Here is a 22,922-nt window from a genome sequence, read left to right as displayed (position 1 = left end):
GATCTCGGCGGCTGCGGACGGGGTGCTGTTCGGTTGTCCCGGCGGGGCCGGTGCGGCGCGGGTCAGGCCGCCGGGGTGGGCAGGGCGCGCACCGCCTCGGCGAAGGCGTCGCCGCGGCGGGCGTAGCTGGGGAACATGTCGAGCGAGGCGGCGGCGGGCGCGAGCAGCACGGTGTCGCCCGGCTCGGCCAGCCGGGCGGCCGCGGCCACGACCTCCGCCATCGCCCCATCATCGGTGCGGGCGACGTCCACCACGGGCAGGTGGGGCGCGTGTCGCGCGAGCGCCTGCGCCACCTCGGCGCGGTCGACGCCGAGCAGCACGGCGCCGGTCAGGCGCGGCGCGATCCGGGCCGTCAGCTCGTCGATGTCGACGCCCTTGAGCTGGCCCCCGGCCACCCACACGATCCGCTCGTAAGAGGTCAGCGAAGCCGCGGCCGCGTGCGGGTTGGTGGCCTTGCTGTCGTCGACCCAGCGCACGCCGCCGACGGTGGCCACGGTGGCGTTGCGGTGCGGCTCGGGGACGTACCCGGCCAGGCCGCGCCGGATGGCGTCGTGGGAGACCCCGGCCGACAGCGCGAGCGCGGCGGCGGCCAGGGCGTTGGCGACGTTGTGCGCGCCGACGGGCCGGATGTCGGCGAGGGTGGCCAGCTCGTGGGCGTCGCCGTCGCCGGTCCGGTCGACGAGCACGTCCTCGACCACGCCGACGCAGCCGGGCGGCGGCACGTCGAGGGTGAAGCCGATCAGCCGGCCCGGCACCCGGGCCGCGTGCAGGCCCTCCAGCAGCGCCCTGACGCGCGGATCGTCCAGGTTGCCGACTGCCGTGCCCCCGGTGTGCGCCGAGCGCCACACGGCGGTCTTGGCGCCCGCGTAGTGGTCGAAGCCGCCGTGCCAGTCCAGGTGGTCGTCGGCGAGGTTGAGCAGGGCGCCGCCCTCGGGGGCGAGCGTCGAGGACCAGTGCAGCTGGAAGCTGGACAGCTCGACGGCGAGCACCTCGTACCCGCCGGGGCCGCCGCCCTGCGCGTCGACCAGCGGCATGCCGATGTTGCCCAGGGCGGCGGTGCGCAGCCCTGCGGCGGCCAGCATCGACGCCAGCATGGTGACGGTGGTGGTCTTGCCGTTGGTGCCGGTGACGGCGAGCCAGCGGGGCGCGCCGGGGCCGCGCAGGCGCCAGGCCAGCTCCGGCTCGCTGTACACCTCGATGCCCGCCGCCGCCGCGGCTCGGGCCAGCGGGTGGTGCGGGGGGAAGCCGGGCGAGACCACCAGGTGGTCGACGCCCGACAGCAGCTGCCCGGGGTCGGGCTCGCCGATGATCACCTTGATGCCCGCGGCGGCCAGGCGCTCGGTCTCCGCCGAGGCCGCCCGGTCCACCACGGTCACCTCGGCGCCGAGGCCCGCCAGGGCGGTGGCGCAGGCGGCTCCGGCCACCCGCGCCCCGGCCACCAGCACCGAACGGCCCTCGTACATCCGTGTCACCCCATCACGCGCAGGAAGTCGCTGTAGAAGATGCCCAGGCCGATCGCCACCCCGATGCCTCCGATGATCCAGAAGCGGACGACGATGTTGACCTCGCTCCAGCCTGCCAACTCGAAGTGATGCTGGAGCGGCGACATGCGGAAGACGCGCTTTCCGGTGGTCCGGAAGGAGATCACCTGGATCACCACCGACATCGTGATGATCACGAACAGGCCGCCGATGATCAGCAGGAGGATCAGCGTGCGGGTGGACATGGCCAGGCCGGCGATGAGGCCGCCCAGCGCCATCGAGCCGGTGTCGCCCATGAAGATCCGGGCGGGCGAGGTGTTCCACCACAGGAAGCCGACGAGCGCGCCGGCCGCCGCCGCGGCGATCATCGCGATCTCCAGCGGGTCGCGCACCGTGTAGCAGTAGTTGGCCACGTTCTTCGCGTAGCCGTCGGTGTCGGCGCACCAGTGCTGGTACTGCCAGGCCGCGATGAAGCTGTACGCGCCCAGCACCATCACCGAGGTGCCGGTGGCCAGGCCGTCCAGGCCGTCGGTGAGGTTGACGCCGTTGGTCGCGCCGAGCACCACCACCACGAACAGGATGACCGCGCCGACCTTGCCGACGTCCATCCAGTTGATGTCCCGGATGAACGAGACCTTGGTGGAGCCGACCGTGTAGTTGGACGTGCTCGGCTCGCTCAGCGCGATGATGCCGAACACCGCGCCGACCAGCAGCTGGCCCAGCAGCTTGCCGCGCTTGTTGAGGCCGCCGCTGTTGCGCCGGCGCACCTTCAGGAAGTCGTCGATGAAGCCGACCGCGCCGGAGAAGACCATCAGGCCGAGCAGCACCAGCGCGGTGATGGTCGGGGTGACCTGCGCGATCTGCTTCTCCGGGAGGGTGGTGAGGCTGAGGTGGGCGACCACGTACGCGATGACGGTGCCGATGATGAACACCACCCCGCCCATCGTGGGCGTGCCCTTCTTGCTCAGGTGGGCCTGCGGGCCGTCGGTACGGATCGGCTGACCCGCCTTGAGCCGGGTGAAGGCCTTGATGGCAATGGGGGTGCCGAAGAGGGATATCGCGAACGCCACCAGGATCGCGACGATGATGGATCTCATCGGTGGCCGTCTCCATTGCTCGCGCCGACTCCGGCGCGCGTCTCGCGCAGTGCGTCCACCACATCCCAGGTTCGGTAACGCGAACCCTTAACCAGCACGACGTCCGCGGCCCGCAGCCGCTCCCGCAGCACGCCGATCGCCGCGGCCTGATCGCTGACCAGCACCGACTCACCTTCCCAATGCCGCACCGAGGCCGCGCCGTCGAGGATCGGCGCGGCGGACTCGCCCACCACGATCAGCAGGCCGACGCCGAGCGTAGCGGCCAGCGCTCCCACCTCGGCATGGCCGTCGTGCTCCGCGGCCCCCAGCTCGGCGTGGTAGCCGAGCACCGCCACGGTGCGTCGGCCCGCCGGGCCGTCACCACCGCCGAGGGTGTGCAGCGCCCGCAGCGCCGCCGCCGTCGAGGCCGGATTCGCGTTGTACGAGTCGTCGATGACCGTGACACCGTCGGCACGGTCGAAAACATCCATCCTTCGGGTCGAGAGCGCACGCAACCGGGCCAGCGCCCCGGGCAGTTCGGACCACGCCATGCCACAGCGCTGTGCCACGGCCGCCGCCAGCAGCGTGTTGCCGACCTGGTGGGCTCCCGTGAGGCCCAGCTCCACCCGCGCCGACTCGCCGCCCGACACCAGGGTGTACGAGGGACGCCCGCGCTCGTCCAGCACCACGTCCACGGCCCGCAGGTCCGCGCCCTCGGCCTGGCCCGCCAGCACCACGGCGGCGGGGGTGACCGCCGCCATCGCGGCGACCCGGGGGTCGTCGGCGTTGAGCACCGCCAGCCCGTCCGCCGGCAGCGCCTGCACCAGCTCCGACTTGGCCGTGGCGATGCCCTCGACCGAGCCGAACTCGCCGATGTGCGCCACGCCCACGTTGACCACCACGCCGACCGACGGCGGGGCGATCTCGCACAGGTCCTTGATGTGGCCGATGCCGCGCGCGCCCATCTCCAGCACCAGGAACCGGGTGTCCGCGTCGGCCTGGAGCACCGTGTACGGCAGCCCCAGCTCGTTGTTGAAGGTGCCCGGCGGGGCCACCGTCGGGCCGAGCCCGCCCAGCAGCTGCCCGATCAGGTCCTTGGTGGTGGTCTTGCCGGACGAGCCGGTGATCCCGACGACGGTGACGTCGAGCCGGTCCAGCACGGCGCGGGCCAGCCGGGCCATCGCGGCCAGCGGGTCGGCCACCACGATCACGGGCACGCCGTCCAGCGGGCGGGTGCCGAGCACCGCGGCCGCACCGGCGGCCAGCGCGGCGGGCGCGAAGTCGTGCCCGTCGGCCTTCTCCCCCGCGAACGCGACGAACAGCCCGCCCGGCCCCACCTTGCGCGAGTCGAACTCGACGGTGCCGGTCACCCGCTCCTGCGGGTCGGCGCCGTGCAGCTCACCGGCTACGGCCTCGGCCACCTCGGCCAGGGTCAGCGTGATCATCGGCCCTCCTCCTGCGGTACAGCGGCATCCGGCCCGGGGCCGTCACCGCGCGTCGTGCCGTCGGCGGGGTTCGCGGAGGCGCCCGCGCCCTCGGCCGTGCCGAATCGCGCGGTCAGCGCGGCGGCCAGCTCGATCCGGTCGTCGAAGGGGTGGATCTCGCCCTGGATCTCCTGGCCGGTCTCGTGGCCCTTGCCGAGCAGCGCGATCACGTCGCCGGGCACAGCCCGCGCGACGGCCTCGGCGATGGCCCCGCGACGGCCCGCGATCTCGACCACCTCGGCCGGAGCCCCGGCGGTGCCCGCGAGCACGCCCTGCCGGACCAGCGCCGGGTCCTCGGTGCGCGGGTTGTCGTCGGTGACGATGAGCAGATCCGAGCCGTGCGCGCCGGCCGCGCCCATGTGCGGGCGCTTGCCGGTGTCGCGGTCGCCGCCCGCGCCGAGCAGCGCGATCAGCCGCCCGCCCCGCGCGTCGGCGAGCTGCCGCAGCGCGAGCAGGGCCGCCTCGATCGCGCCGACCTTGTGCGCGTAGTCGACGACGCCGACCACCGGGCCGGGCGCGTTGACCCGCTCCAGGCGGCCGGGCACCCCGGGGCACGCCGCGACGCCCGCGGCGGCCACGGCCGCGTCCACCCCGACTGAGGTCAGGCAGGCCAGGGCCAGCAACGCGTTGGCGACGTTGTGCAGGCCGGGCAGGCGGACCCCCGCGGCGACCCGGCCGGGCGGGCCGACGGCGGTGAAGCGCTGTCCGAAGTCCTGGTCGGCGACGCCCTCGGCGTGCCAGGTGGCCGACGGGTCGCCCGCGGCCGAGTAGGTCACCGTGGCCGGGCGCAGCAGCGGCTTGAGCGCCGGGTCGTCGAGGTTGAGCACCTCGACCGCGCAGCGGCCGTCGAACAGCCGCGCCTTGGCCTGGAAGTAGTCGTCGGAGTCGGTGTGGAAGTCCAGGTGGTCGGAGCCGAAGTTGGTCCAGCCGCCGACCGCGAAGCGCACCCCGCCGACCCGGCCCATGACCAGCGCGTGGCTGGACACCTCCATCACCACCGCGGTGACGCCGCGCTCGCGGGCCAGCGCGAGCATCGCGTGCAGGTCGGTGGCCTCGGGGGTGGTGCGCACGCTGTTCACGACGAGGTCGCCCAGCCGTGTCTCCACGGTGCCGATGAGCCCGGTGACGTGGCCGGCGGCGCGCAGGCCCGACTCGACCAGGTACGCCGTGGAGGTCTTGCCGGCGGTGCCGGTCAGCCCGATCACCGTCATCGCGGACGTGGGCGAGCCGTAGACCGCGTCGGCGACCGGCCCCAGCGCCTCCCTGGCGTCCGCGACCACCACGACCGGCACCCCGGCCTCCCGCGCGGGCGCGACGCCCGGGTGGGCGGCTCCGGCCGCGTCGGTGAGCACGGCGACCGCGCCGCCCGCGAGCGCCTGGGCGGTGAACTCGGCGCCGTGGCGGCGGGCGCCCGGCAGGGCCGCGTACAGGTCGCCGGGCCGCGCCTGGTCTCCGGCATGGGTGACCCCGGTGATCGCGGTCCCGGCCGGCGCCTGCGCCCCCACGAGGGCGGCGAGCGTGGCGAGGTCGACCGGCGTCACGCGGGCGGGCCGCAGCGGCGCGGAGGTGGAGCTGTGATTCCCGGGCACGGCGCTAGACCTTACCCGCCCGGCCATGACGTGCCGCACACCTGTGCCCGCTGTGTCTGACTTCTAACGACATGGATCAGTAATGCGTCACGAAGTCGGGCGACTTGACGGTGCTCGGCAGCACCTTGAAGTGCCGCAGCGTGAACGCCATCGTGTCGCGGAACGCCGGGCCCGCCACCTTGCCGCCCGCACCAACGCCCGGCGTCTTGACGAAGACGGCGATGACGTAGCGCGGGTCCTCCGCCGGGGCCATGCCGATGAACGAGCCGACCTCGCCCTTGACGTACTTGCCGTCGACCACCTGCGAGCCGGTGCCGGTCTTGCCCGCGATCCGGTAGCCGGGCAGCGCCGCACTGTGGCCGGTGGCCTGGTCGGCGCTGGTGACCGCCTCCATGATCTCGCGCAGCGCGGCCGCGTTCCCGGGGCTGATGACACGGTGCGACTTCGGCGGGGCGGGCTCGGTGACCTTGCCGTCCGGCGCGATCGTCTTGCGGATCAGGTGCGGCTGGATCCACACCCCGTCGTTGGCGATCGCCGCGTACGCCGCGGCCATCTGCAGCGGGGTCACCGCCATCTCGTGGCCGATCGGGATGGAGCCGTACGAGGTGCCGCTCCAGTCCTCCGGCTTCTGCAGCATGCCGGCGGACTCGCCCGGCACCCCGATGCCGGTGGGCTGGCCGAGTCCGAACAGCTTCTGGTACTCGTACAGCTTCTCCGCGCCCAGCTTGTCGGCGATCTTGATGGTGGCCACGTTCGAGGAGAACGCCATCAGGCCCGGCAGCGTGATCTTGGTGCCCTCGGGCAGCTGGTGGCTGTCCCAGTAGGTCTGCGTGCCCTTCCTGATGCTCGGGCCCACCTTGATCGTGGAGTCCGGCTCGACCACGCCCTCCTCCAGCGCCGCCGACAGCACGATCGCCTTGTGCACCGAGCCGGGGTCGACCACCATCGAGCTGGCGTTGTCGGCCAGCTGCTCCGGCTTGGCGTCGAACGGGTCGGCCGCGTTGAACGTCGGGTAGCTGGCCTGGGCGATCAGCTCGCCGGTGCGCGCGTCCAGCACCACCGTCGCGCCCCAGATCGCCTTCACCTTCTGCATGTTCTCGAACAGGATCCGCTGCGTCTGGAACTGCACGTCCCAGTCGATGGTGAGCATCAGCGAGCTGCCCGGCTGGGCCGGAGTCTCCTTGCGGTAGCCGCCCGGGATCGGCTTGGCCAGCTGGCCGTTGCCGGTCTCGTACACCAGCTCGCCGTTGCGGCCGCGCAGCACGTCGTCGAAGCGGGCCTCGATGCCGGTCAGGCCGTTCATGTCGGTGCCGGTGAAGCCGATCAGGTTGGCGGCCAGATCCTGGCCGGGCAGGTCGCGGCGCTCGTCGCGGTCGACGATGATGCCGTTCAGCTTCAGCGCCTTGACCGTGTTCGCGGTCTGCACGTCGAGGCCGCGCAGCAGCCAGCGGAAGCGGATCTTGGCGCCGCTGACCTCCTGCCGGCCCTTCTGCAGCAGCGGCTCCAGCTCCGAGGGCGCCTTGCCCAGCAGCGGGGCCAGCGCGACGGCGGTGCCCCGGACGTCGGTGACCAGCTCCGGATCCACCCCGACGAAGCGCGCCTCCACGCTCTTGACCAGCACCGCGCCGTCGCGGTCGTAGATCGCGCCGCGCGGCGCGGGCAGGCCCACCTCGTCGAGGCGCTCCTTGAGGCCCGCCGCCGCGAACGCGGGCGCGTCGGTCAGCTGGAACTGCACCAGCCGGATCCCGATCACCGCGAACAGGATCAGCGACAGGGCGGTGGCCAGGCGCAGGCGGCGGCGCGGCTCACCCATCTTCGGCGGCTCCACCGGGGGCGAGCTGGGGCGCCCGCGGCGCTGGTCCGTCCGGCCCCGGGCGGGCGGCAGCCGGTCGCCGCGGCGCGGGTCACGCGCGGCCGCCCGCGTACGCTCGCCGAAAGCCGGGCGGCCCACCCCGGGGCGCCCGCGGCCCGCGGAGCCCGCCCCGGCGCGGCGCGGGGGCGGCTCCGGCGCGAAGTCTTCCTCGTGGTCGTCCTCGTCGCGGCGGGGGCGCTGGCGCGGCGCACCCGTCACCCGGCCCAGGCGCTGCGGCGGGCGGCCCTCCTCGGCCCGGCCGCCGCGCACCATGCGCAGCTCGGCCCGGCGCCGCTGCAGCTCAGCCTCGGCCTGCGGATCCGGCTCCGCGGCCGGTCCGGTCCGGGCGCGCGGGCGGCCGTCGTGCTCGGGCGGCAGCCCGTCCCGCGTGGTCCGGCCGCGCGGGGTGAAGGCACGCGCGTCACCTATGCCGCTGCGGCGGCCCCGCCGCTCGTCCGGCTCGTCAGTGTCGCGTCGCGCCATCGTCTCCCCTTGGTCCAGCCGCCCCGGCGCACCGGCGCCGTGTCCGCTCCTCATGCGAACGGGCTCCGGCGCGGTCCCTCGCGAGGACCGTGCCGGAGCCCGCTGCTCACTGGCTGGTGATGCTCGGCTTGCCGGTGGCCGGCTGCGGCACCCCGATGATCTTGCCGTCGGGCAGCCGGATGAAGGCGGGCGCACCCGCCGGCACCAGGCCGAGCCGCTTGGCGGCCGCGTCCAGGTGACCCGGCGACTCCGCCTGCGCGATCTCCTGGCTGATCTGCTGCTCGCGCAGGTCGAGCTGCTGCTGCTGCTTCTTCATCTCGGTCAGCTGCATGCCACCCTCGGCGATCTTGGTGTTGAGCACCAGGATGCCGAGCACGCCGGCCACCACGACCAGCACGATGAGCAGAACGAACGGCGTTCGCGGCGCCGCCACCGGCATCGGCGGCGCCAGCCGCAGCCGGGGACGCCGTGCCTCCTGCGGCGCCGCGGCCTCCGGCTGCACCGCGAGCGCGGCGCTGCCCACCGTCCGGTAGCGGCCCGAACGGCTCTCGTTGCCCACCGTCGCCTGCTGCGTCACGGCCCGACCCCCCGGTCGCGACGCCTCCTGCGATGGCGTAGTGCTGCGGCGCGATGCCCGCAGCGGTGTCACGTTCATCCCTACCCCCTTTGCTCGCAGCTTCGGCGGTCCCCCGGTCAGGGACCCTGCTTCTGTTCGATCAGCTGTGCGGCCCGCAGCCGCACCGACGCCGCCCGCGGGTTGCGGGCGACCTCCTCCTCTGACGGAAGCTCTGCCCCACCCCGAGTGAGCAGCCGCAGAGTCGGCCCGGTGCCCGGCAGCTCGACCGGCAGGTCCACCGGTCCGGTGCTGCGGGCGCGGGCCGCGAAGGCCTGCTTGGTGATCTTGTCCTCGAGGGAGTGGTACGACAGCACCACCACCCGCCCGCCGGGCGTCAGCACGTCTATCGCGGCCGGCAGCGCACGTTCCCACGTGGACAGTTCACCGTTTACCTCGATACGCAGTGCCTGAAACGTCCTTTTGGCCGGATGTCCCCCGGTACGCCGGGCGGGCGCCGGGATCGAGTCCCGCACCAGCTCGGCCAGCAGCGCCGACGACGTGATGGGCGCCTTGGCACGCTCGCGCACGATCGCCGCCGCGATCCTGTTCGCGAACCGCTCCTCCCCGTAGACCCGCAGCACGCGGGACAGCTCCTGGGCGGAGTAACCGTTGACGATGTCCTGGGCCGTGGTGCCCGAGGTCTGGTCCATGCGCATGTCGAGCGGGGCGTCCTGGGCGTACGCGAACCCGCGGTCCGCCTCGTCCAGCTGCAGCGAGGAGACGCCGAGATCGAACAGGATCCCGTCCACCTTCTCGATGCCCAGCTTCGGCAGCACCTGCGGCAGCTCGTCGTAGACGGCGTGCACCAGGTGCACCCGGTCGCCGAACCGCTCCAGCCGGCGGCCGGAGTGTGCCAGCGCCTCGGTGTCGCGGTCCAGGCCCACCAGGATCGTCTCCGGGTGCGCCGTCAGCACGGCTTCGGCGTGACCGCCGAGCCCGAGCGTGCCGTCGACGTACACCGTGCGGCCGGTCGGCGGATGGCCGGGCCGGTCCAGGGCGGGGGCCAGCAACTCCAGGCATCGATCGAGCAGAACCGGCACGTGCTTGCCGCGCGGCTCCACCATCTCGACCCCCCTGTGTTTCGCTGTGCCTCGTCGTACCGCCAGATCCCCAACCGCTTCCCCGTTCCCGCCCTCGTCGCGGCCGAGGGTGAGAGCGATGCGCCTGGCGTCGGGGAAGTGACGCCAGGTGCCGGAGCGGGTGGAGATCTCGCGGTACGACTTCCGAGCCCGGCGTGCCGTTCGCGCGCGTGCCGGACCCCCGTCCTCACAGACCGCCGGGCAGCACCCCCTCCTCGATGTCGGCGAACTCGTCCTCGTTCGCCTCGAGGTAGGTGTCCCAGGCCGTCTTGTCCCAGACCTCGACCCGGGTGCTGGCTCCGATGACCACGAGATCCCGCTCGAGTCCCGCGTACTCCCGCAGGTGGCCCGGGATGGTGACCCGGCCCTGCTTGTCGGGGATCTCGTCGTGGGCACTGGCGAAGAACACCCGGCTGTAGGCACGGGCGGCCTTGTGCGTCATCGGCGCCTCGGCCAGCTGGCCCGCGATGCGCTGGAACTCCGGCGTCGGAAAGACGTAGAGGCAGCGCTCCTGCCCTTTGGTGATCACGACACCTCCTGCCAGCTCGTCCCGGAACCGAGCGGGCAGGATCAGCCGGCCCTTGTCGTCGAGCTTCGGAGTATGGGTGCCCAGAAACATCGGCCCCCACCCCCTCCAACACCGACACGGGCGTCTGCTCGCTTCGCGGACGAGCCGACGACCGTAGCCCCCGGGGCCGGCGGACCCCCAGGCCCGCCATTGCGCCCCACTTTACTCCACTTCCCTCCACGGTCAATGCGGATTCAGCCTTCCGGGTGCCGTTGCGCTCCACATAGGCGCAGCTCATGGCCGTAAACGACGAGTGGAGGGCGGCGCGCCGCGTTACCAAGGTCATCTTTTTGACACCCGATTCCGGCGCAGCAAAAGGCACCCTCCGTCGCCGCACAATCACCCGGAGGTGGTAAATGCGGTGACAGAGGGTGCCTGTCAGCTGTCTTTCAGTTTCCTACCTATTGACACCCGCGAGTGCGCCTCATCGATGATCGCGGTTTCGTGTCCAGATGTGCGGTCAGAGCGCAGGTTTCGACACGAAATCGCGATCTTGACGCGGCTTGGCCGGGGTCAGTCTGCGGTGGCGTCGCCGGCTTCGGCGTCGTCCTCGTCGGTCGTGGCGGCGGGGATCTCGGCGATGTCGTCAGTGGTCGAGTCGTCGCCTGACGGGCGGCGCTGGTCGCGGCGAGACGGGCCTTCGCTGCCGGCGGCCGCGCTGGCCGAGGTCTTATCCGAGGTGGGAGCGGGTTTGGCGGCGGGGGCGCCGAGCAGGCTGATCGCGGCGATACCCGCGCCCAGGCCCAGGAGCAACCGGGCGGGCCGCCGCTCAGGGAGTTCGAGCACAGCATTTCCTTCCGGGGTCACCGGTGTGCGTACCACCGGCATGCTGCCAAGCCGATGCAAGGCCGCCAGATGGTTTTACCCCTTGAGACCCGATTTACGCAATACGCAGGGAAAACACGGAGCGCGCCAGTGGTTCACGCCACAAGCCTGGCGCCCGGCCGGAGTCAGGTAGCCTCTCCGGCGTGACGGAGAAGAAGCTGCCGCTGCGCGCCTCACTGGCGGCGTCGGTCTCACGGACCGCCGCGGCCCTGTCGCGCGCGACCGGCCGGGGCGACGGTTCGGTCATCGGCGGGAAGATCGGCATGATGATCGACCCCGACCTGCTCGCCCACCTGGCGGAGGGCCGCCGCATAGCGCTGGTCTCCGGCACCAACGGCAAGACCACCACCACGCGGTTCACCGCCGCGGCCGTCGGCGTGCTCGGCGACGTCGCCACGAACTCGTTCGGCGCGAACATGCCCACCGGGCACACCTCCGCGCTGGCCCGCGCGGGCGCGACGCCGTACGCCGTGCTGGAGGTCGACGAGCACTACCTCGCGCAGGTGCTCAAGGCGACCCACCCGCTGGTGGTGGCGCTGCTCAACCTGTCCCGCGACCAGCTCGACCGGGCCAAGGAGGTGGCGATGATGGCGCAGCTGTGGCGCGACGCCCTCGCCGCCCACCCGGACGTGCACGTCGTGGGCAACGCCGACGACCCGATGGTGGTGTACGCGGCCGCCGCGCACGCCGCCACCGCCGGCACCGGCGGGGTCACCTGGTTCTCGGCCGGCCAGCGCTGGCGCGAGGACGCCCACGTCTGCCCCGCCTGCGGCGCGCACATCGAGCGGGACGAGACCGACGAGGACGCCTGGCGCTGCGCCAACGGCGACCTGACCCGCCCCGCCCCGCAGTGGACCGTCGACGAGAACGCCGTGGTCGACCCCGACGGCATCCGCCACGAGGTCAAGCTCCAGCTCCCCGGCAAGGTCAACGTCGGCAACGCGGCGACCGCGCTGGCCGTGGCACACCACTTCGGGGTCTCCCCCGCCGACGCCGCGCCCAAGCTCGGCGAGGTGGCCAGCGTCGCCGGCCGCTACGCCCAGGTCGACCGGGACGGGCGCAACATCCGCCTGCTGCTGGCCAAGAACCCGGCCAGCTGGCTGGAGGCGTTCGACATGGCCGAGCAGCAGCCCACGCTGCTGTCGATCAACGCGCGGGACCCCGACGGCTTCGACACGAGCTGGCTGTTCGACGTCGACTTCGCCCCGCTGCACGGCCGCCAGGTGCTCATCACCGGCGACCGGGCCTTCGACCTCGCCGTCCGGCTCCAGGTCAACGACGTGCCCTTCACCCACGTGAAGACATTCGAGGAGGCGGTCGCGGCGGTGCCGCCGGGCCGGCTGGAAGTGATCGCGAACTACACCGCGTTCCAGGACATCCGAGCGGAGTTGGATCGAGTTGTCTAGCGCACTCCAGATCGTCTGGGTCTACCCCGACCTGCTGTCCACGTACGGCGACCGGGGCAACATGCTGATCCTGGCGCACCGCGCCAAGGCGCGCGGCATCCCGGTGGAGACCGTCGAGGTCCGCTCCGACCAGGCCCTGCCCGAGGGCGACATCTACCTCATCGGCGGCGGCGAGGACGGCCCCCAGGCGCTGGCCGCGCAGCGGCTCAACGCCGACCGCGGCCTGCACCGCGCCGTCGACCGCCGCGCCGTCGTGTTCGCCGTCTGCGCCGGCTACCAGCTGCTCGGCAACAGCTTCTTCGCCAAGGGCGCCAAGTGTGACGGCCTCGGCCTGGTCGACCTGCACTCCGACCGCGGCGAGACCCGCGCCGTCGGCGAGCTGGCCGGCGACATCGACCCGGAGCTGGGCCTGCCCATGCTGACCGGCTTCGAGAACCACGGCGGGCGCACCCACCTCGGCCCCGGCGTCAAGCCGCTGGCCCGGGTCCGCGCGGGCATCGGCAACGACGGGGTCGGCGAGGGCGTCTGGGCGGGCACCGTCATCGGGACGTACTCGCACGGCCCGGCGCTGTCGCGCAACCCCGCCCTGGCCGACCTGCTGCTGCGCTGGGCGACCGGCGAGGAGAACCTGGCCGCCGCCGACGACACCTGGCACACCCGCCTGCGCAGCGAGCGCCTCGGCGCCGCGGGGCTCGTGTGACGAGGCTGCCGGACGCCTCGGCCCGCGTGGACGCGCGGGACGGGGTCACGGGGACCGGCACCTCGGCGCCCGGCTCGGGCGCCATACCCGACACGGATCACCTGTCCGCGGACGCCGCGGAAAGCACGGTGGCAGCGCAGAGCACGGTGGCCGCGGAGAGCACGGTGGTCGCGCAGGCCGGTGCGGCGGACGCGGGCTCAGGGCGGGCGGGCGCGTCGCGCGCCGGTAAGGCGGCCGGTGCCGTGGCGACGCACTGGCCCCGGCTGGTCGCGCTGGTGCTGCTGGTCGCGGGTGCGGCCGTCGCCGCGTGGCAGCTGCCACTGGAGCGGCTGCCCGCGTGGGTGGACCAGCTCGGTCCGGCCGCGCCGGCGGTCGCGGTGGGGATCGCGGCGCTGCTGCTGTGCGCGCTGGTGCCGCGTACCGCCGTCTCGCTGGGCTGTGGCGCGCTGTTCGGCGCGCTGGGCGGGGCGGCGTGGTCGCTCGCGGCGGCCCTGATCGCGGCGGTGCTCACCTACGCGGCGGGACGCTGGGCGGGGCGGGACTTCGTCTCGGCGCACGCCGGGGACCGGCTCTCCCGGGTCGACCGCTGGCTGACCCGGCGCGGGCTGCTCGCCGTGATCGTGGTCCGGCTGCAGCCGATCGCGCCGTTCGGGCTGGTGGGGTACGCATACGGCACCTCGACGGTGCGGTTCCGGCACTACTTCCTGGGCACCGCGCTGGGCGGGCTGCCCAGCTCGTTCAGCTACGCCACCATCGGCGCGGCGGCGATCGCGCCGCACTCGCTGAGCTGGCTGACCTTCATCCCGGCCGCGACCGGCATCCTGATCAGTGCCGCGGCCGCCCTGCACTGGCGCCACCAGTCCCGCACCGCCACCGCCCGCCCGGCCACGGCCTGATCAGTCGGCGGTGCCGGCCGGGACGACCCACTTGGTGGGCTGGCCGGTGACGGTCGCGATCGTGTCGAAGTCGCGGTCGTAGTGCAGCACGGTGAGCCGCTGCAGTTCGGCCGTCGCCGCCAGCAGCAGGTCGGGGATGGACGCGGCCCGGTGCTGCCCGCGCCGCGCGAGTTCGTGCTGCACCTCGGCCGCTCGATCCCAGGCCCGTTCCGCCACCGGGATCCAGGTGAACGCCAGGCGGAAGCGCTGGGCGCCGGCCTCGTACTCGGCGAGGTTGCGGGCCGAGTAGAGCGTCTCCAACTCGGAGACGGGGCACATCGCGACCCGCCCAGCCTCGATGAGCGGGCCCAGCACCGCCAGCACTGCGGGGTGTCGAAGCCGGTGCAGGGCGCTGGTGTCGATCAGGTAGGTCACGACCACGCCGCGGCGCGGACGTCGTCGTCGCCGAGGTCGGCGAAGGCTCCACCGGCGAACATCTCGATGACGTCGCGCCGGGCCTTTGCGGCGATCACCTCGCGGATGGCGAGCCGGACCGCTTCGGTGTTCTTGCTCGTGCCCAGGATGTCCTTGGCCTGGGCGAGCTCTTCCTGGTCGATGTCGACGAGCACCTGGGTCACCGCAGGCTCCGATCTTTAAAGAATCTCCACCAAGAAGTTTAATGAAGGTAGCGCAAGATCGTAATAGCCGCTGCTGGGAGCGCGGCCGCCGACGTTGAGAAGGGCACCTTCTTATACGCGGAGCGTTAAGAAGGTGCCCTTCCTTTCAAGCGGGTCAGGCTACGACCGAGACCAGCCGGCCGGGGATGACGATGACCTTCTTCGGGTCCTTGCCGGACAGGGAGTCGGTGACCGCTGCCAGGGCGGCGGCGCGGACCTCGTCCTCGGCGGCGTCGGCGGCGACCTCGATCCGGCCGCGCACCTTGCCGTTGACCTGGACCGGGTACGTGACCAGGTCGGCGGTCAGCAGGGCGGGGTCGGCGACGGGGAAGTCGGCGAAGGTCAGCGAGGCGTCGTGGCCCAGCTTGCGCCACAGCTCCTCGGCGATGTGCGGGGCGACCGGGGCCAGCATCAGCACCAGCGGCTCGGCGATCTCGCGCGGGGTCGCGCCGGCCTTGGTGACCGCGTTGGTCAGCTCGATCAGCTTCGCGACGGCGGTGTTGAAGCGCAGCGCGGCCATGTCCTCGCGGACCCCGGCGATGGTGCGGTGCAGCAGGCGCCGCAGGTCGTCGGAGGCGGCGGTGTCGACGACGGTGACCGCACCGGTCTCCTCGTCGATCATGGTGCGCCAGACCCGCTGCAGGAAGCGGTACGAGCCGACGACGGCGCGGGTGTCCCAGGGGCGGGACACCTCCAGCGGGCCCATGGACATCTCGTAGACGCGGAAGGTGTCGGCTCCGTAGCGCTCGACCATCTCGTCGGGCGTGACGACGTTCTTCAGCGACTTGCCCATCTTGCCGTACTCGCGGTTGACCTTCTCGCCGTGCCAGGTGAAGACGCTGGGCTGCTCCTCGGCGACCTCCTCGGCGGGCACGTACGCGCCGCGCTCGTCGGTGTACGCGTACGCCTGGATGTAGCCCTGGTTGAACAGGCGGTGGTACGGCTCGAAGCTGCTGACGTGGCCCAGGTCGAACAGCACCTTGTGCCAGAAGCGCGCGTACAGCAGGTGCAGCACGGCGTGCTCGACGCCGCCGACGTACAGGTCGACGCCGCCGGAGTCGCCGGGAGCCTGCGGGCCGACCCAGTACGCCTCGTTGGCGGGGTCGACGAAGGCCTGCTCGTTGGCCGGGTCCAGGTAGCGCAGCTGATACCAGCAGGAGCCGGCCCACTGCGGCATGGTGTTGGTCTCGCGGATGTAGGTCTTCGGTCCGTCGCCCAGGTCCAGCTCGACCTCGACCCACTCCTTGGCGCGCGACAGCGGCGTCTCGGGCGAGGACGAGGCGTCGTCGGGGTCGAACGTCTTCGGCGAGAAGTCGGCGACCTCGGGCAGCTCCAGCGGCAGCATGCTCTCGGGCAGCGCGATGGCCTGGCCGTCGGTGCCGTACACGATCGGGAAGGGCTCGCCCCAGTAGCGCTGGCGGCTGAACAGCCAGTCGCGCAGCCGGTACGTGGTGGCGCCCTGGCCGTGGCCCTCGGCCTCCAGCCAGGCGATGATCTTCTCCTTGGCCTCGGCGATGCCCAGGCCGTCCAGCATGCCGGAGTTGATCGCCGGGCCCTCGCCGGTGTACGCCTTGCCGTCGAAGCCCGCCGAAGGCTGCACCGTGCGGATGATGGGCAGCTCGAAGACCTCGGCGAACTCCCAGTCGCGCTCATCCTGGCCGGGGACCGCCATGATCGCGCCGGTGCCGTAGCCGGCCAGCACGTAGTCGGCGATGAACACGGGGATGCGCGCGCCGTTGACCGGGTTGACCGCGTACGCGCCGGTGAAGACACCGGTCTTGACCTTGGCGTCGGCCTGCCGCTCGACGTCGGTCTTCGCCGCCGCCTGGGCGCGGTACGCCGCCACGGCCTGCGCCGGGGTGTCGTGCCCGCCGGTCCACACCGCGTGGGTGCCCTCGGGCCAGGAGGCCGGCACGATGCCGTCGACCAGCTCGTGCTCGGGCGCGACGACCATGTAGGTCGCGCCGTAGACGGTGTCCGGCCGGGTGGTGAAGACCCGGATCGGCTCCGCGGATGCGTGGTCGGCCACCGGGAACGCGATGTGCGCGCCCGTGGAGCGGCCGATCCAGTTCTTCTGCATCAGCTTGATGGCCTCGGGCCAGTCCAGCGTGTCCAGGTCGTCGATCAGGCGGTCGCCGTACGCGGTGATCCGCATCATCCACTGCTTCAGGTTGCGCTTGAAGACCGGGAAGTTGCCGCGCTCGCTGCGCCCGTCGGAGGTGACCTCCTCGTTGGCCAGCACGGTGCCCAGGCCAGGGCACCAGTTGACCGGCGCCTCGGAGACGTACGCCAGGCGGTGGTCGTTGATGATCGCGCGGCGCTCGGTCTCGCTCTTGCCCGCCCAGGTCGGGTCCTCGGCGGCCAGCTTCTCCACCAGCTCGGCGATCGGGCGGGCCCTGCCCTGCTCGGCGTCGAACCAGGAGTTGAAGACCTGCAGGAAGATCCACTGGGTCCAGCGGTAGAACTCGACGTCGGTGGTGGCGACCGAGCGCCGGTCGTCGTGACCCAGGCCCAGCATGCGCAGCTGGGCGCGGTAGCGCTCGACGTTGCGCTCGGTGGTCACCCGCGGGTGGGTGCCGGTCTGCACCGCGTACTGCTCGGCGGGCAGGCCGAACGAGTCGAAGCCCATCGTGTGCAGCACGTTGAAGCCCGCCATGCGCTGGAAGCGGGCGAACACGTCGGTGCCGATGAAGCCCAGCGGGTGCCCGACGTGCAGGCCGGCGCCGGACGGGTACGGGAACATGTCCAGCACGAACTGCTTCGGCGCGCCCGAGCGCGGGTGCGACGGGTCGGCCAGCGGGCCGACCGGGTTGGGCGCGTGGAAGGTGCCGTGCTCCTGCCAGTAGTCCTGCCACTGCGCCTCGACGGCGTTGGCCATGGCCGCGGTGTAGCGGTACGGGGGAATGTCGGCCGGGGTCTCGGCGTGCTCGCTCATGTCGGAGTCCTCACGGGTCAATCAAGATCAAGTCATCGGGCGGTATGACGCGCCGCGCGCGCCGCGGGCGTCTCCTCGGGCACAAAAAAGCCCCTCACGCAGGAGGGGTCGCCGTGCTCACGCGCGCTCTGTCGCGTCAGCACGGCTCACTAAGGAGCGCCAGGGCCCAAGCCATGCCCGCATGATACCCCCGGACCGCATCGGCCTGCATCTCGCATACCTCCCGTTGCCGACGCGCCGGACGTGCGGAACACTGCGGACAAGGCGTGCCCTTTCGGCGCTGGAACCAGGTAGTTGCTCAGCGAGGCAACCTCGCCGACGGCACACCGCGTTCTGTCGGGGCGCGGGGTGATCAGAAGTACGTCCCACGGGGGCCAGGGCAGGCTCCGCAGTTGCGATTCTCAGGAGGACATGTGACCACGCAACGCAGTGGGGGCGAGCTCACCGACCCCATGACGGTCGACGAGTTCCGGGCCACGACCAACGCCATCGTGGCCAACATCGAGCAGGTCATCGAGGGCAAGACCGCGACCGTGCGGCTGGCCCTGGCGGTGCTGCTGGCCGAGGGCCACCTGCTGATCGAGGACGTCCCCGGCGTCGGCAAGACGAAGCTCGCCAAGGCGCTGGCGCGGTCGATCGACTGCTCCGTGCGGCGTATCCAGTTCACCCCCGACCTGCTGCCCAGCGACGTCACCGGGGTGAGCGTCTACAACCAGGAGACCCGCGACTTCGAGTTCAAGCCGGGCGCGGTGTTCGCGAACCTGGTGGTCGGCGACGAGATCAACCGGGCCTCGCCGAAGACCCAGTCCGCGCTGCTGGAGTGCATGGAGGAGCACCAGGTCACCGTCGACGGCGTCACGTACGCCATGGAGGTGCCCTTCATGGTGGTCGCCACGCAGAACCCCATCGAGATGGAGGGCACCTACCCGCTGCCCGAGGCGCAGCGCGACCGGTTCACCGCCCGGATCGCGATGGGCTACCCCGACGCGGCGGCCGAGTTCGCCATGCTCGACGGCTACCAGGCGCACGACCCGCTGGAGGACCTGAACGCGGTCGTCGACGGCGGCACCGTGCGGCGGCTCATCGCCACCGTGCGCAACGTGCACGTCGCCGACGCGGTGAAGCGCTACGCCGTGGAGCTGGTCACCGCCACCCGCGAGGCCCCCGAGCTGCGCCTGGGCGCGTCCCCCCGGTCCACCCTGCAGCTGCTGCGCACCGCCAAGGCGGTCGCCGCGCTCGACGGCCGCGACTACGTCGTGCCGGACGACCTGCAGACGCTGGCCGTGCCGGTGCTCGCGCACCGCGTCATCCCCACCGCCGACGCCCAGCTGGCCCGGCGCACCACCGACGCGATCCTGTCCGAGCTGGTGCACCGCCTGCCCGTGCCGCACGACCGCAGCCGCTCGCCGTACGACACCCGCCCGGCCACCCCGCCCAACTCCTTCTACGACCGGCGGGGCTGACCGATGCGTGAGGCGCTGCGCGGGCTCACCACCCGGGGCCGCTCCTTCCTCGCCGCCGGGGCGGCCGCGCTGCTGTGCGCGCTCGCCCTCGGCGAGACGGACCTGATGCGGGTGGCAGTGCTGCTGGTCGCGCTGCCGCTGATGGCGGCGCTGTACGTCGGCCGGGCGCGTTACAAGCTCGCCTGCTCGCGCAGCCTCGACCCGTACCGGGTGCAGGCCGGGGGCAGCGCGCGGGTGCTGCTCCGGCTGCAGAACATGTCCCGCCTGCCCACCGGCACGCTGCTGCTGGAGGACCGGCTGCCGTACGCGCTGGGCAGCCGCCCGCGGCTGGTGCTGGAGAAGCTCGGCGCGCAGCAGGCCAGCTCGGTGGCGTACACGGTGCGCGCCGAGCTGCGCGGCCGCTACGAGGTGGGCCCGCTGACGCTGCGCATGACCGACCCGTTCGGCCTGTGCGAGCTGACCCGCTCGTTCCCCAGCTCGGACAAGCTCACCGTGATCCCGAACGTGGCGGCGCTGCAGCTGGTCCGGCTCGCCGGGGAGTACTCCGGCACCGGTGACAGCCGGGCCCGCTCGGTCGCCGTGCACGGCGAGGACGACGCCGCCACCCGGGAGTACCGGCGTGGCGACGACCTGCGGCGGGTGCACTGGCGCTCGACGGCCCGGGTCGGCGAGCTGATGGTGCGCCGCGAGGAGCAGCCCTGGGAGAGCCGGGCCACGGTCCTGCTCGACACCCGCCTGGGCGCGCACCGCGGCGAGGGCCCGACGGCCAGCTTCGAGTGGGCCGTCTCCGCCTCCGCCAGCATCGCGGTGCACCTGCGCCAGGCCGGCTACCGGCTGCGCCTGGTCACCGACGCGGGCGCCGACATCGACGCCACCGAGGGCACCGGCGACGGCATGCTGCTCGACCACCTGGCCGAGGTGAAGGCCACCCCGCGCGGCGACGTCGGCAGCCTGGTCGAGCACGTACGCCGCCGCGCCGACGGCGGTCTGGTCATCGCGGTGCTGGGCCTGCTCACGCCGGAGGAGGCCCGGCTGCTGTCCGCCCTGCGCAGCAGCGGCACCACCTGCATCGCGTTCTTCATGGACACCAGCACCTGGCTGAACCTGCCGGCCCCGGCCCGTGCCGCGGCCGAGCAGGAGCACGCGGCGGCGGCGCTGGCGCTGCTGCACGGCGGCTGGCGCGTAGTCAAGATCAAGCACGGCGACCTGCTCCCGTCGCTGTGGCCGCAGGCGGCCCGCGGCCAGCAGGGCTTCGCCGTGCGCGCGGCGATGGCCGAGACGGTCACGATGGGAGGCGGCCGGTGAACGCACGACGCCATCTGGGTCTGGTCGCGGCGGGTGCCACGCTGCTGGCCTCCGCGCCGATCTCGGCCATCTTCTCCGGCTGGACCTGGCTGTTCGAGGGCGGGCTGATGATCGCCCTGGTATGCGGGGCGGCGCTGGGCGCCCGCTCGCTGCGCGGGCGGCTGTGGGCGCAGCTGCTGGCCATGCTCGCCGCGCTGCTCGTCGGGCTGACCTGGCTCTACGGCGAGGGCACCGGCATCGTCGGGCTGATCCCGACCCCGGACACGTTCGCGCACTTCGGGCAGCTGTTCGCGCAGGCCGGCGAGGAGGTGCAGAAGAGCTTCGTGCCCGTGTCCGACCTGGAGGGCCTGCTGTTCATCAGCGCGCTGGGCATGGGCTCGGTGGCGATCCTGGTCGACTTCTGCGCGGTCGGCCTGCGCCGGCCGGCCCTGGCCGGGCTGCCCATGCTCGCCATCTACTCGGTGCCGGTCGCGGTCTACATCGACTCGATCTCGCCGATCCCGTTCGTGATCGGCGCGGTCGGCTTCCTGTGGCTGCTGGTCAGCGACAACGTCGACCGGGTACGCCGCTTCGGCCGCCGGTTCACCGGGGAGGGCCGCGGCGTCGACGTCTGGGAGCCGTCGCCGCTGGCAGCGGCCGGGCGGCGGCTGTCGGTGATCGGCGTGCTGATCGCGGTGGCGCTGCCGCTGGCCGTGCCCGCCATGAGCGCGGGCTTCCTGGGCGAGCTCGGCTCCGGCCAGGGCCTCGGCCAGGCCGGCAAGGGCACCCGCGGCAACGGCCAGGTCGACCTGTTCGCCGAGCTGAGCGGCAAGCTCAAGCAGGCGGACACGCAGGACATGGTGAAGGTCGTCACCAACGACCCGAACCCGTTCTACATGCGTTTCGGCGTGGCCGACCTGGCCGGCGGCAACGGCTTCACCGCCGGGCACCCGACGGGCCAGCCGGTCGGCGACCAGCTGCCGGGCCCGTCCGGGCTCAACGTCGACGCGGTGAAGAACGTCCGGGCGACGGCGGCGGTGGAGATCACCGACGCGTACAACATGCCGCTGCTGCCGGTGTACGCCGCGCCGGTGTCGATGCGCGGCCTCGACGCGAACTGGAGCTACGACCCGGACCGGCAGGTCGTCTTCTCGCAGCGGTCCAACTCGGCCGGGCGCACCTACGAGTTCGACTACGTCCGGGCCGAGTTCACCCCGGACCAGCTGCGCTCGGCCACCACGCTCACCGACGCCGACCCCACGCACCGCATCTACAGCGAGGTCCCCGCGGTGTCGGAGGTCAAGACGCTGGTGGACCGGCTGATCGCGGGCAAGGACAACGACTACGACCGGGTCCGTGCGCTCTACGACTACTTCTCCATCAAGAACGACTTCGCCTACGACGTCAGCGCCCCGGCCGGCACCAGCGGCCAGGCCATCGTCGACTTCCTGCAGGGCAAGAAGGGCTTCTGCGAGCAGTACGCGGCGGCGCTGGCCTGGATGGTGCGCACGGCCGACATCCCGGCCCGGGTGGCGTTCGGCTTCACGCTGGGCGGCGCCCCGGTCGACGGCCGGCGGGTGCTGACCAACCGCAACCTGCACGCCTGGACCGAGGTGTACTTCGCCGGTTTCGGCTGGGTGCCGTTCGACGCCACCCCGTCGACGTACGTGCTCGGCTCGGTGCCCACCGCGTGGGCGCCGAACGTGGACGCCCCGGAGGAGACCCCGGGCGGCCCGCAGCCGTCGCTGAGCCCCGGCGCCACCACCGGCCCGAACGGTGAGGGCGGCCCGACCCGCGATCCGATCGACCCGGACGGCGGCGCCGCCGGCCTGCCGGCCATCACCGAGCAGCTGCCGGTCTGGGTCTGGTGGGCGCTCGGCGGCGGGCTGGTGCTGGTGGTGCTGCTGGTGGCACCGGCGCTGCGGCGGATCTCGCTGCGCCGCCGCCGCGGGGCCCGCGCCGCGCAGGCCCGTACCGACGGCGACCTGGCCCAGGTGCGGCCCGCCGCGCCCGGCCCGGTCATGACCGTCACCGGCGACGCCGCCGGTGCCCGGGAGCAGGCCCACGCCGCGTGGGACGAACTCATCGACACGATGGTCGACTACCGGCTGGCGGTGGACCCGGCGGAGACGCCGCGGGCCACCGTGGAGCGGCTGATCAGCACCACGCTGCCCGGTTCGGCCGCCGCCGAGCAGGCACGGCTGCTCGGCACCGCCGAGGAGCGGGCCCGCTACGCGCCGGTGCCGCTGGCCGGGGACCGGCTGACCGCCGCGGTGCGCGAGGTGCGCCGGGCGATCTCCGGCCAGGCCGGGCGGCGCGCCCGGCTCAGCGCCGTGCTGATGCCGGCGTCGGTGCTGCTGCGCTGGCGCAACGCCGGATACACCACGCTCACCACGCTGTCGGCCTGGACGGCGGCGGCCAGTGGCACGGCGAAGCGGGTGCTGCGGCCGCTGCGGCCCCGGCGGCTGCTGCGCTGACCGGCCACCGCGTACGGCATGAGGCGGGCCGCTCCGAGATCACTCGGAGCGG

Annotated in this window: 17 protein-coding genes and 1 pseudogene; 6 read left to right on the top strand and 12 right to left on the bottom strand. The window is 72.9% G+C overall.

Annotated elements, in window-relative coordinates; translation table 11 throughout:
• Positions 1 to 62: 62 nt before the first annotated feature.
• The 9 genes and pseudogenes from murD to Cba03nite_RS01880 form a co-directional block, all read right to left on the bottom strand.
• Positions 63 to 1,463: a UDP-N-acetylmuramoyl-L-alanine--D-glutamate ligase gene (gene murD, locus Cba03nite_RS01920; protein ID WP_203740998.1), complete on the bottom strand. Its 1,401-nt coding sequence runs from the start codon at positions 1,461 to 1,463 to the stop codon at positions 63 to 65.
• A gap of 5 nt (positions 1,464 to 1,468) precedes the next feature.
• Positions 1,469 to 2,578, bottom strand: a complete 1,110-nt coding sequence (gene mraY, locus Cba03nite_RS01915) for a phospho-N-acetylmuramoyl-pentapeptide-transferase (protein ID WP_203740995.1) — start codon at positions 2,576 to 2,578, stop codon at positions 1,469 to 1,471.
• Positions 2,575 to 4,002, bottom strand: a complete 1,428-nt coding sequence (locus Cba03nite_RS01910) for a UDP-N-acetylmuramoyl-tripeptide--D-alanyl-D-alanine ligase (RefSeq protein WP_203740993.1) — start codon at positions 4,000 to 4,002, stop codon at positions 2,575 to 2,577. The genes mraY and Cba03nite_RS01910 overlap by 4 nt, the downstream gene beginning before the upstream one ends.
• A gap of 86 nt (positions 4,003 to 4,088) precedes the next feature.
• A pseudogene (locus tag Cba03nite_RS01905) lies at positions 4,089 to 5,657 on the bottom strand (UDP-N-acetylmuramoyl-L-alanyl-D-glutamate--2,6-diaminopimelate ligase); the annotation flags it as partial.
• A 49-nt stretch (positions 5,658 to 5,706) separates the two neighbouring features.
• A complete protein-coding gene (locus Cba03nite_RS01900) occupies positions 5,707 to 7,965 on the bottom strand; it encodes a peptidoglycan D,D-transpeptidase FtsI family protein (protein ID WP_275411527.1) in 2,259 nt (752 codons plus the stop codon).
• Between the two features lie 106 nt (positions 7,966 to 8,071).
• Complete coding sequence (ftsL, locus tag Cba03nite_RS01895; RefSeq protein WP_203740989.1) at positions 8,072 to 8,620, bottom strand: cell division protein FtsL; 549 nt, start codon at positions 8,618 to 8,620, stop codon at positions 8,072 to 8,074.
• 38 nt (positions 8,621 to 8,658) lie between these two features.
• Complete coding sequence (gene rsmH / locus Cba03nite_RS01890) at positions 8,659 to 9,645, bottom strand: 16S rRNA (cytosine(1402)-N(4))-methyltransferase RsmH (protein ID WP_203740987.1); 987 nt, start codon at positions 9,643 to 9,645, stop codon at positions 8,659 to 8,661.
• A gap of 202 nt (positions 9,646 to 9,847) precedes the next feature.
• A complete protein-coding gene (gene mraZ / locus Cba03nite_RS01885) occupies positions 9,848 to 10,279 on the bottom strand; it encodes a division/cell wall cluster transcriptional repressor MraZ (protein ID WP_203740985.1) in 432 nt (143 codons plus the stop codon).
• Positions 10,280 to 10,741: 462 nt separating this feature from the next.
• Positions 10,742 to 11,014 carry a hypothetical protein gene (locus tag Cba03nite_RS01880; protein ID WP_203740983.1) on the bottom strand — a complete coding sequence of 91 codons (273 nt, stop codon included), beginning with the start codon at positions 11,012 to 11,014 and terminating at the stop codon, positions 10,742 to 10,744.
• 197 nt (positions 11,015 to 11,211) lie between these two features.
• Here Cba03nite_RS01880 and Cba03nite_RS01875 point away from each other — a divergent pair, with 197 nt between their 5' ends.
• The 3 genes from Cba03nite_RS01875 to Cba03nite_RS01865 are packed head-to-tail and all read left to right on the top strand — an operon-like array spanning position 11,212 to position 14,055.
• On the top strand, positions 11,212 to 12,459 hold the full coding sequence (locus Cba03nite_RS01875; protein WP_203741364.1) for a Mur ligase family protein: 1,248 nt from the start codon (positions 11,212 to 11,214) through the stop codon (positions 12,457 to 12,459).
• Complete coding sequence (locus tag Cba03nite_RS01870; protein ID WP_346110770.1) at positions 12,452 to 13,159, top strand: type 1 glutamine amidotransferase; 708 nt, start codon at positions 12,452 to 12,454, stop codon at positions 13,157 to 13,159. Before Cba03nite_RS01875 ends, Cba03nite_RS01870 begins: the two co-directional genes overlap by 8 nt.
• Positions 13,156 to 14,055 (top strand): TVP38/TMEM64 family protein, encoded by a 900-nt coding sequence (locus tag Cba03nite_RS01865; protein ID WP_239125392.1) that lies wholly within the window; start codon positions 13,156 to 13,158, stop codon positions 14,053 to 14,055. Before Cba03nite_RS01870 ends, Cba03nite_RS01865 begins: the two co-directional genes overlap by 4 nt.
• On the opposite strand, the gene Cba03nite_RS01860 is transcribed toward Cba03nite_RS01865, so the two are convergent.
• From Cba03nite_RS01860 to leuS, 3 genes are all read right to left on the bottom strand, one after another.
• On the bottom strand, positions 14,056 to 14,469 hold the full coding sequence (locus Cba03nite_RS01860; RefSeq protein ID WP_239125391.1) for a PIN domain nuclease: 414 nt from the start codon (positions 14,467 to 14,469) through the stop codon (positions 14,056 to 14,058).
• Entirely contained in the window at positions 14,466 to 14,672 is a 207-nt protein-coding gene (locus Cba03nite_RS01855; protein WP_203740979.1) for a hypothetical protein, read from the bottom strand. The genes Cba03nite_RS01860 and Cba03nite_RS01855 overlap by 4 nt, the downstream gene beginning before the upstream one ends.
• 154 nt (positions 14,673 to 14,826) lie before the next feature.
• Positions 14,827 to 17,646 carry a leucine--tRNA ligase gene (gene leuS, locus Cba03nite_RS01850; RefSeq protein WP_203740977.1) on the bottom strand — a complete coding sequence of 940 codons (2,820 nt, stop codon included), beginning with the start codon at positions 17,644 to 17,646 and terminating at the stop codon, positions 14,827 to 14,829.
• Between the two features lie 452 nt (positions 17,647 to 18,098).
• On the opposite strand from leuS, the gene Cba03nite_RS01845 reads away from it, so the two are divergent.
• From Cba03nite_RS01845 to Cba03nite_RS01835, 3 genes are read left to right on the top strand one after another with little or no spacing between them, the layout of a single operon-like run.
• Positions 18,099 to 19,109, top strand: coding sequence for an AAA family ATPase (locus Cba03nite_RS01845; protein WP_203741360.1), 1,011 nt, complete (start codon positions 18,099 to 18,101; stop codon positions 19,107 to 19,109).
• A gap of 3 nt (positions 19,110 to 19,112) precedes the next feature.
• A complete protein-coding gene (locus Cba03nite_RS01840; RefSeq protein WP_203740975.1) occupies positions 19,113 to 20,414 on the top strand; it encodes a DUF58 domain-containing protein in 1,302 nt (433 codons plus the stop codon).
• The gene (locus Cba03nite_RS01835; RefSeq protein ID WP_203740973.1) at positions 20,411 to 22,870 is read left to right on the top strand and encodes a transglutaminase TgpA family protein; all 2,460 of its coding nucleotides are present in this window, start codon (positions 20,411 to 20,413) and stop codon (positions 22,868 to 22,870) included. The genes Cba03nite_RS01840 and Cba03nite_RS01835 overlap by 4 nt, the downstream gene beginning before the upstream one ends.
• Positions 22,871 to 22,922: the final 52 nt, after the last annotated feature.

The sequence above is a fragment of the Catellatospora bangladeshensis genome (genome assembly GCF_016862575.1).
Classification (GTDB): domain Bacteria; phylum Actinomycetota; class Actinomycetes; order Mycobacteriales; family Micromonosporaceae; genus Catellatospora; species Catellatospora bangladeshensis.
Note: the sequence above shows the minus strand (reverse complement) of the source record. Positions and strands in the feature narration are given on the sequence as shown.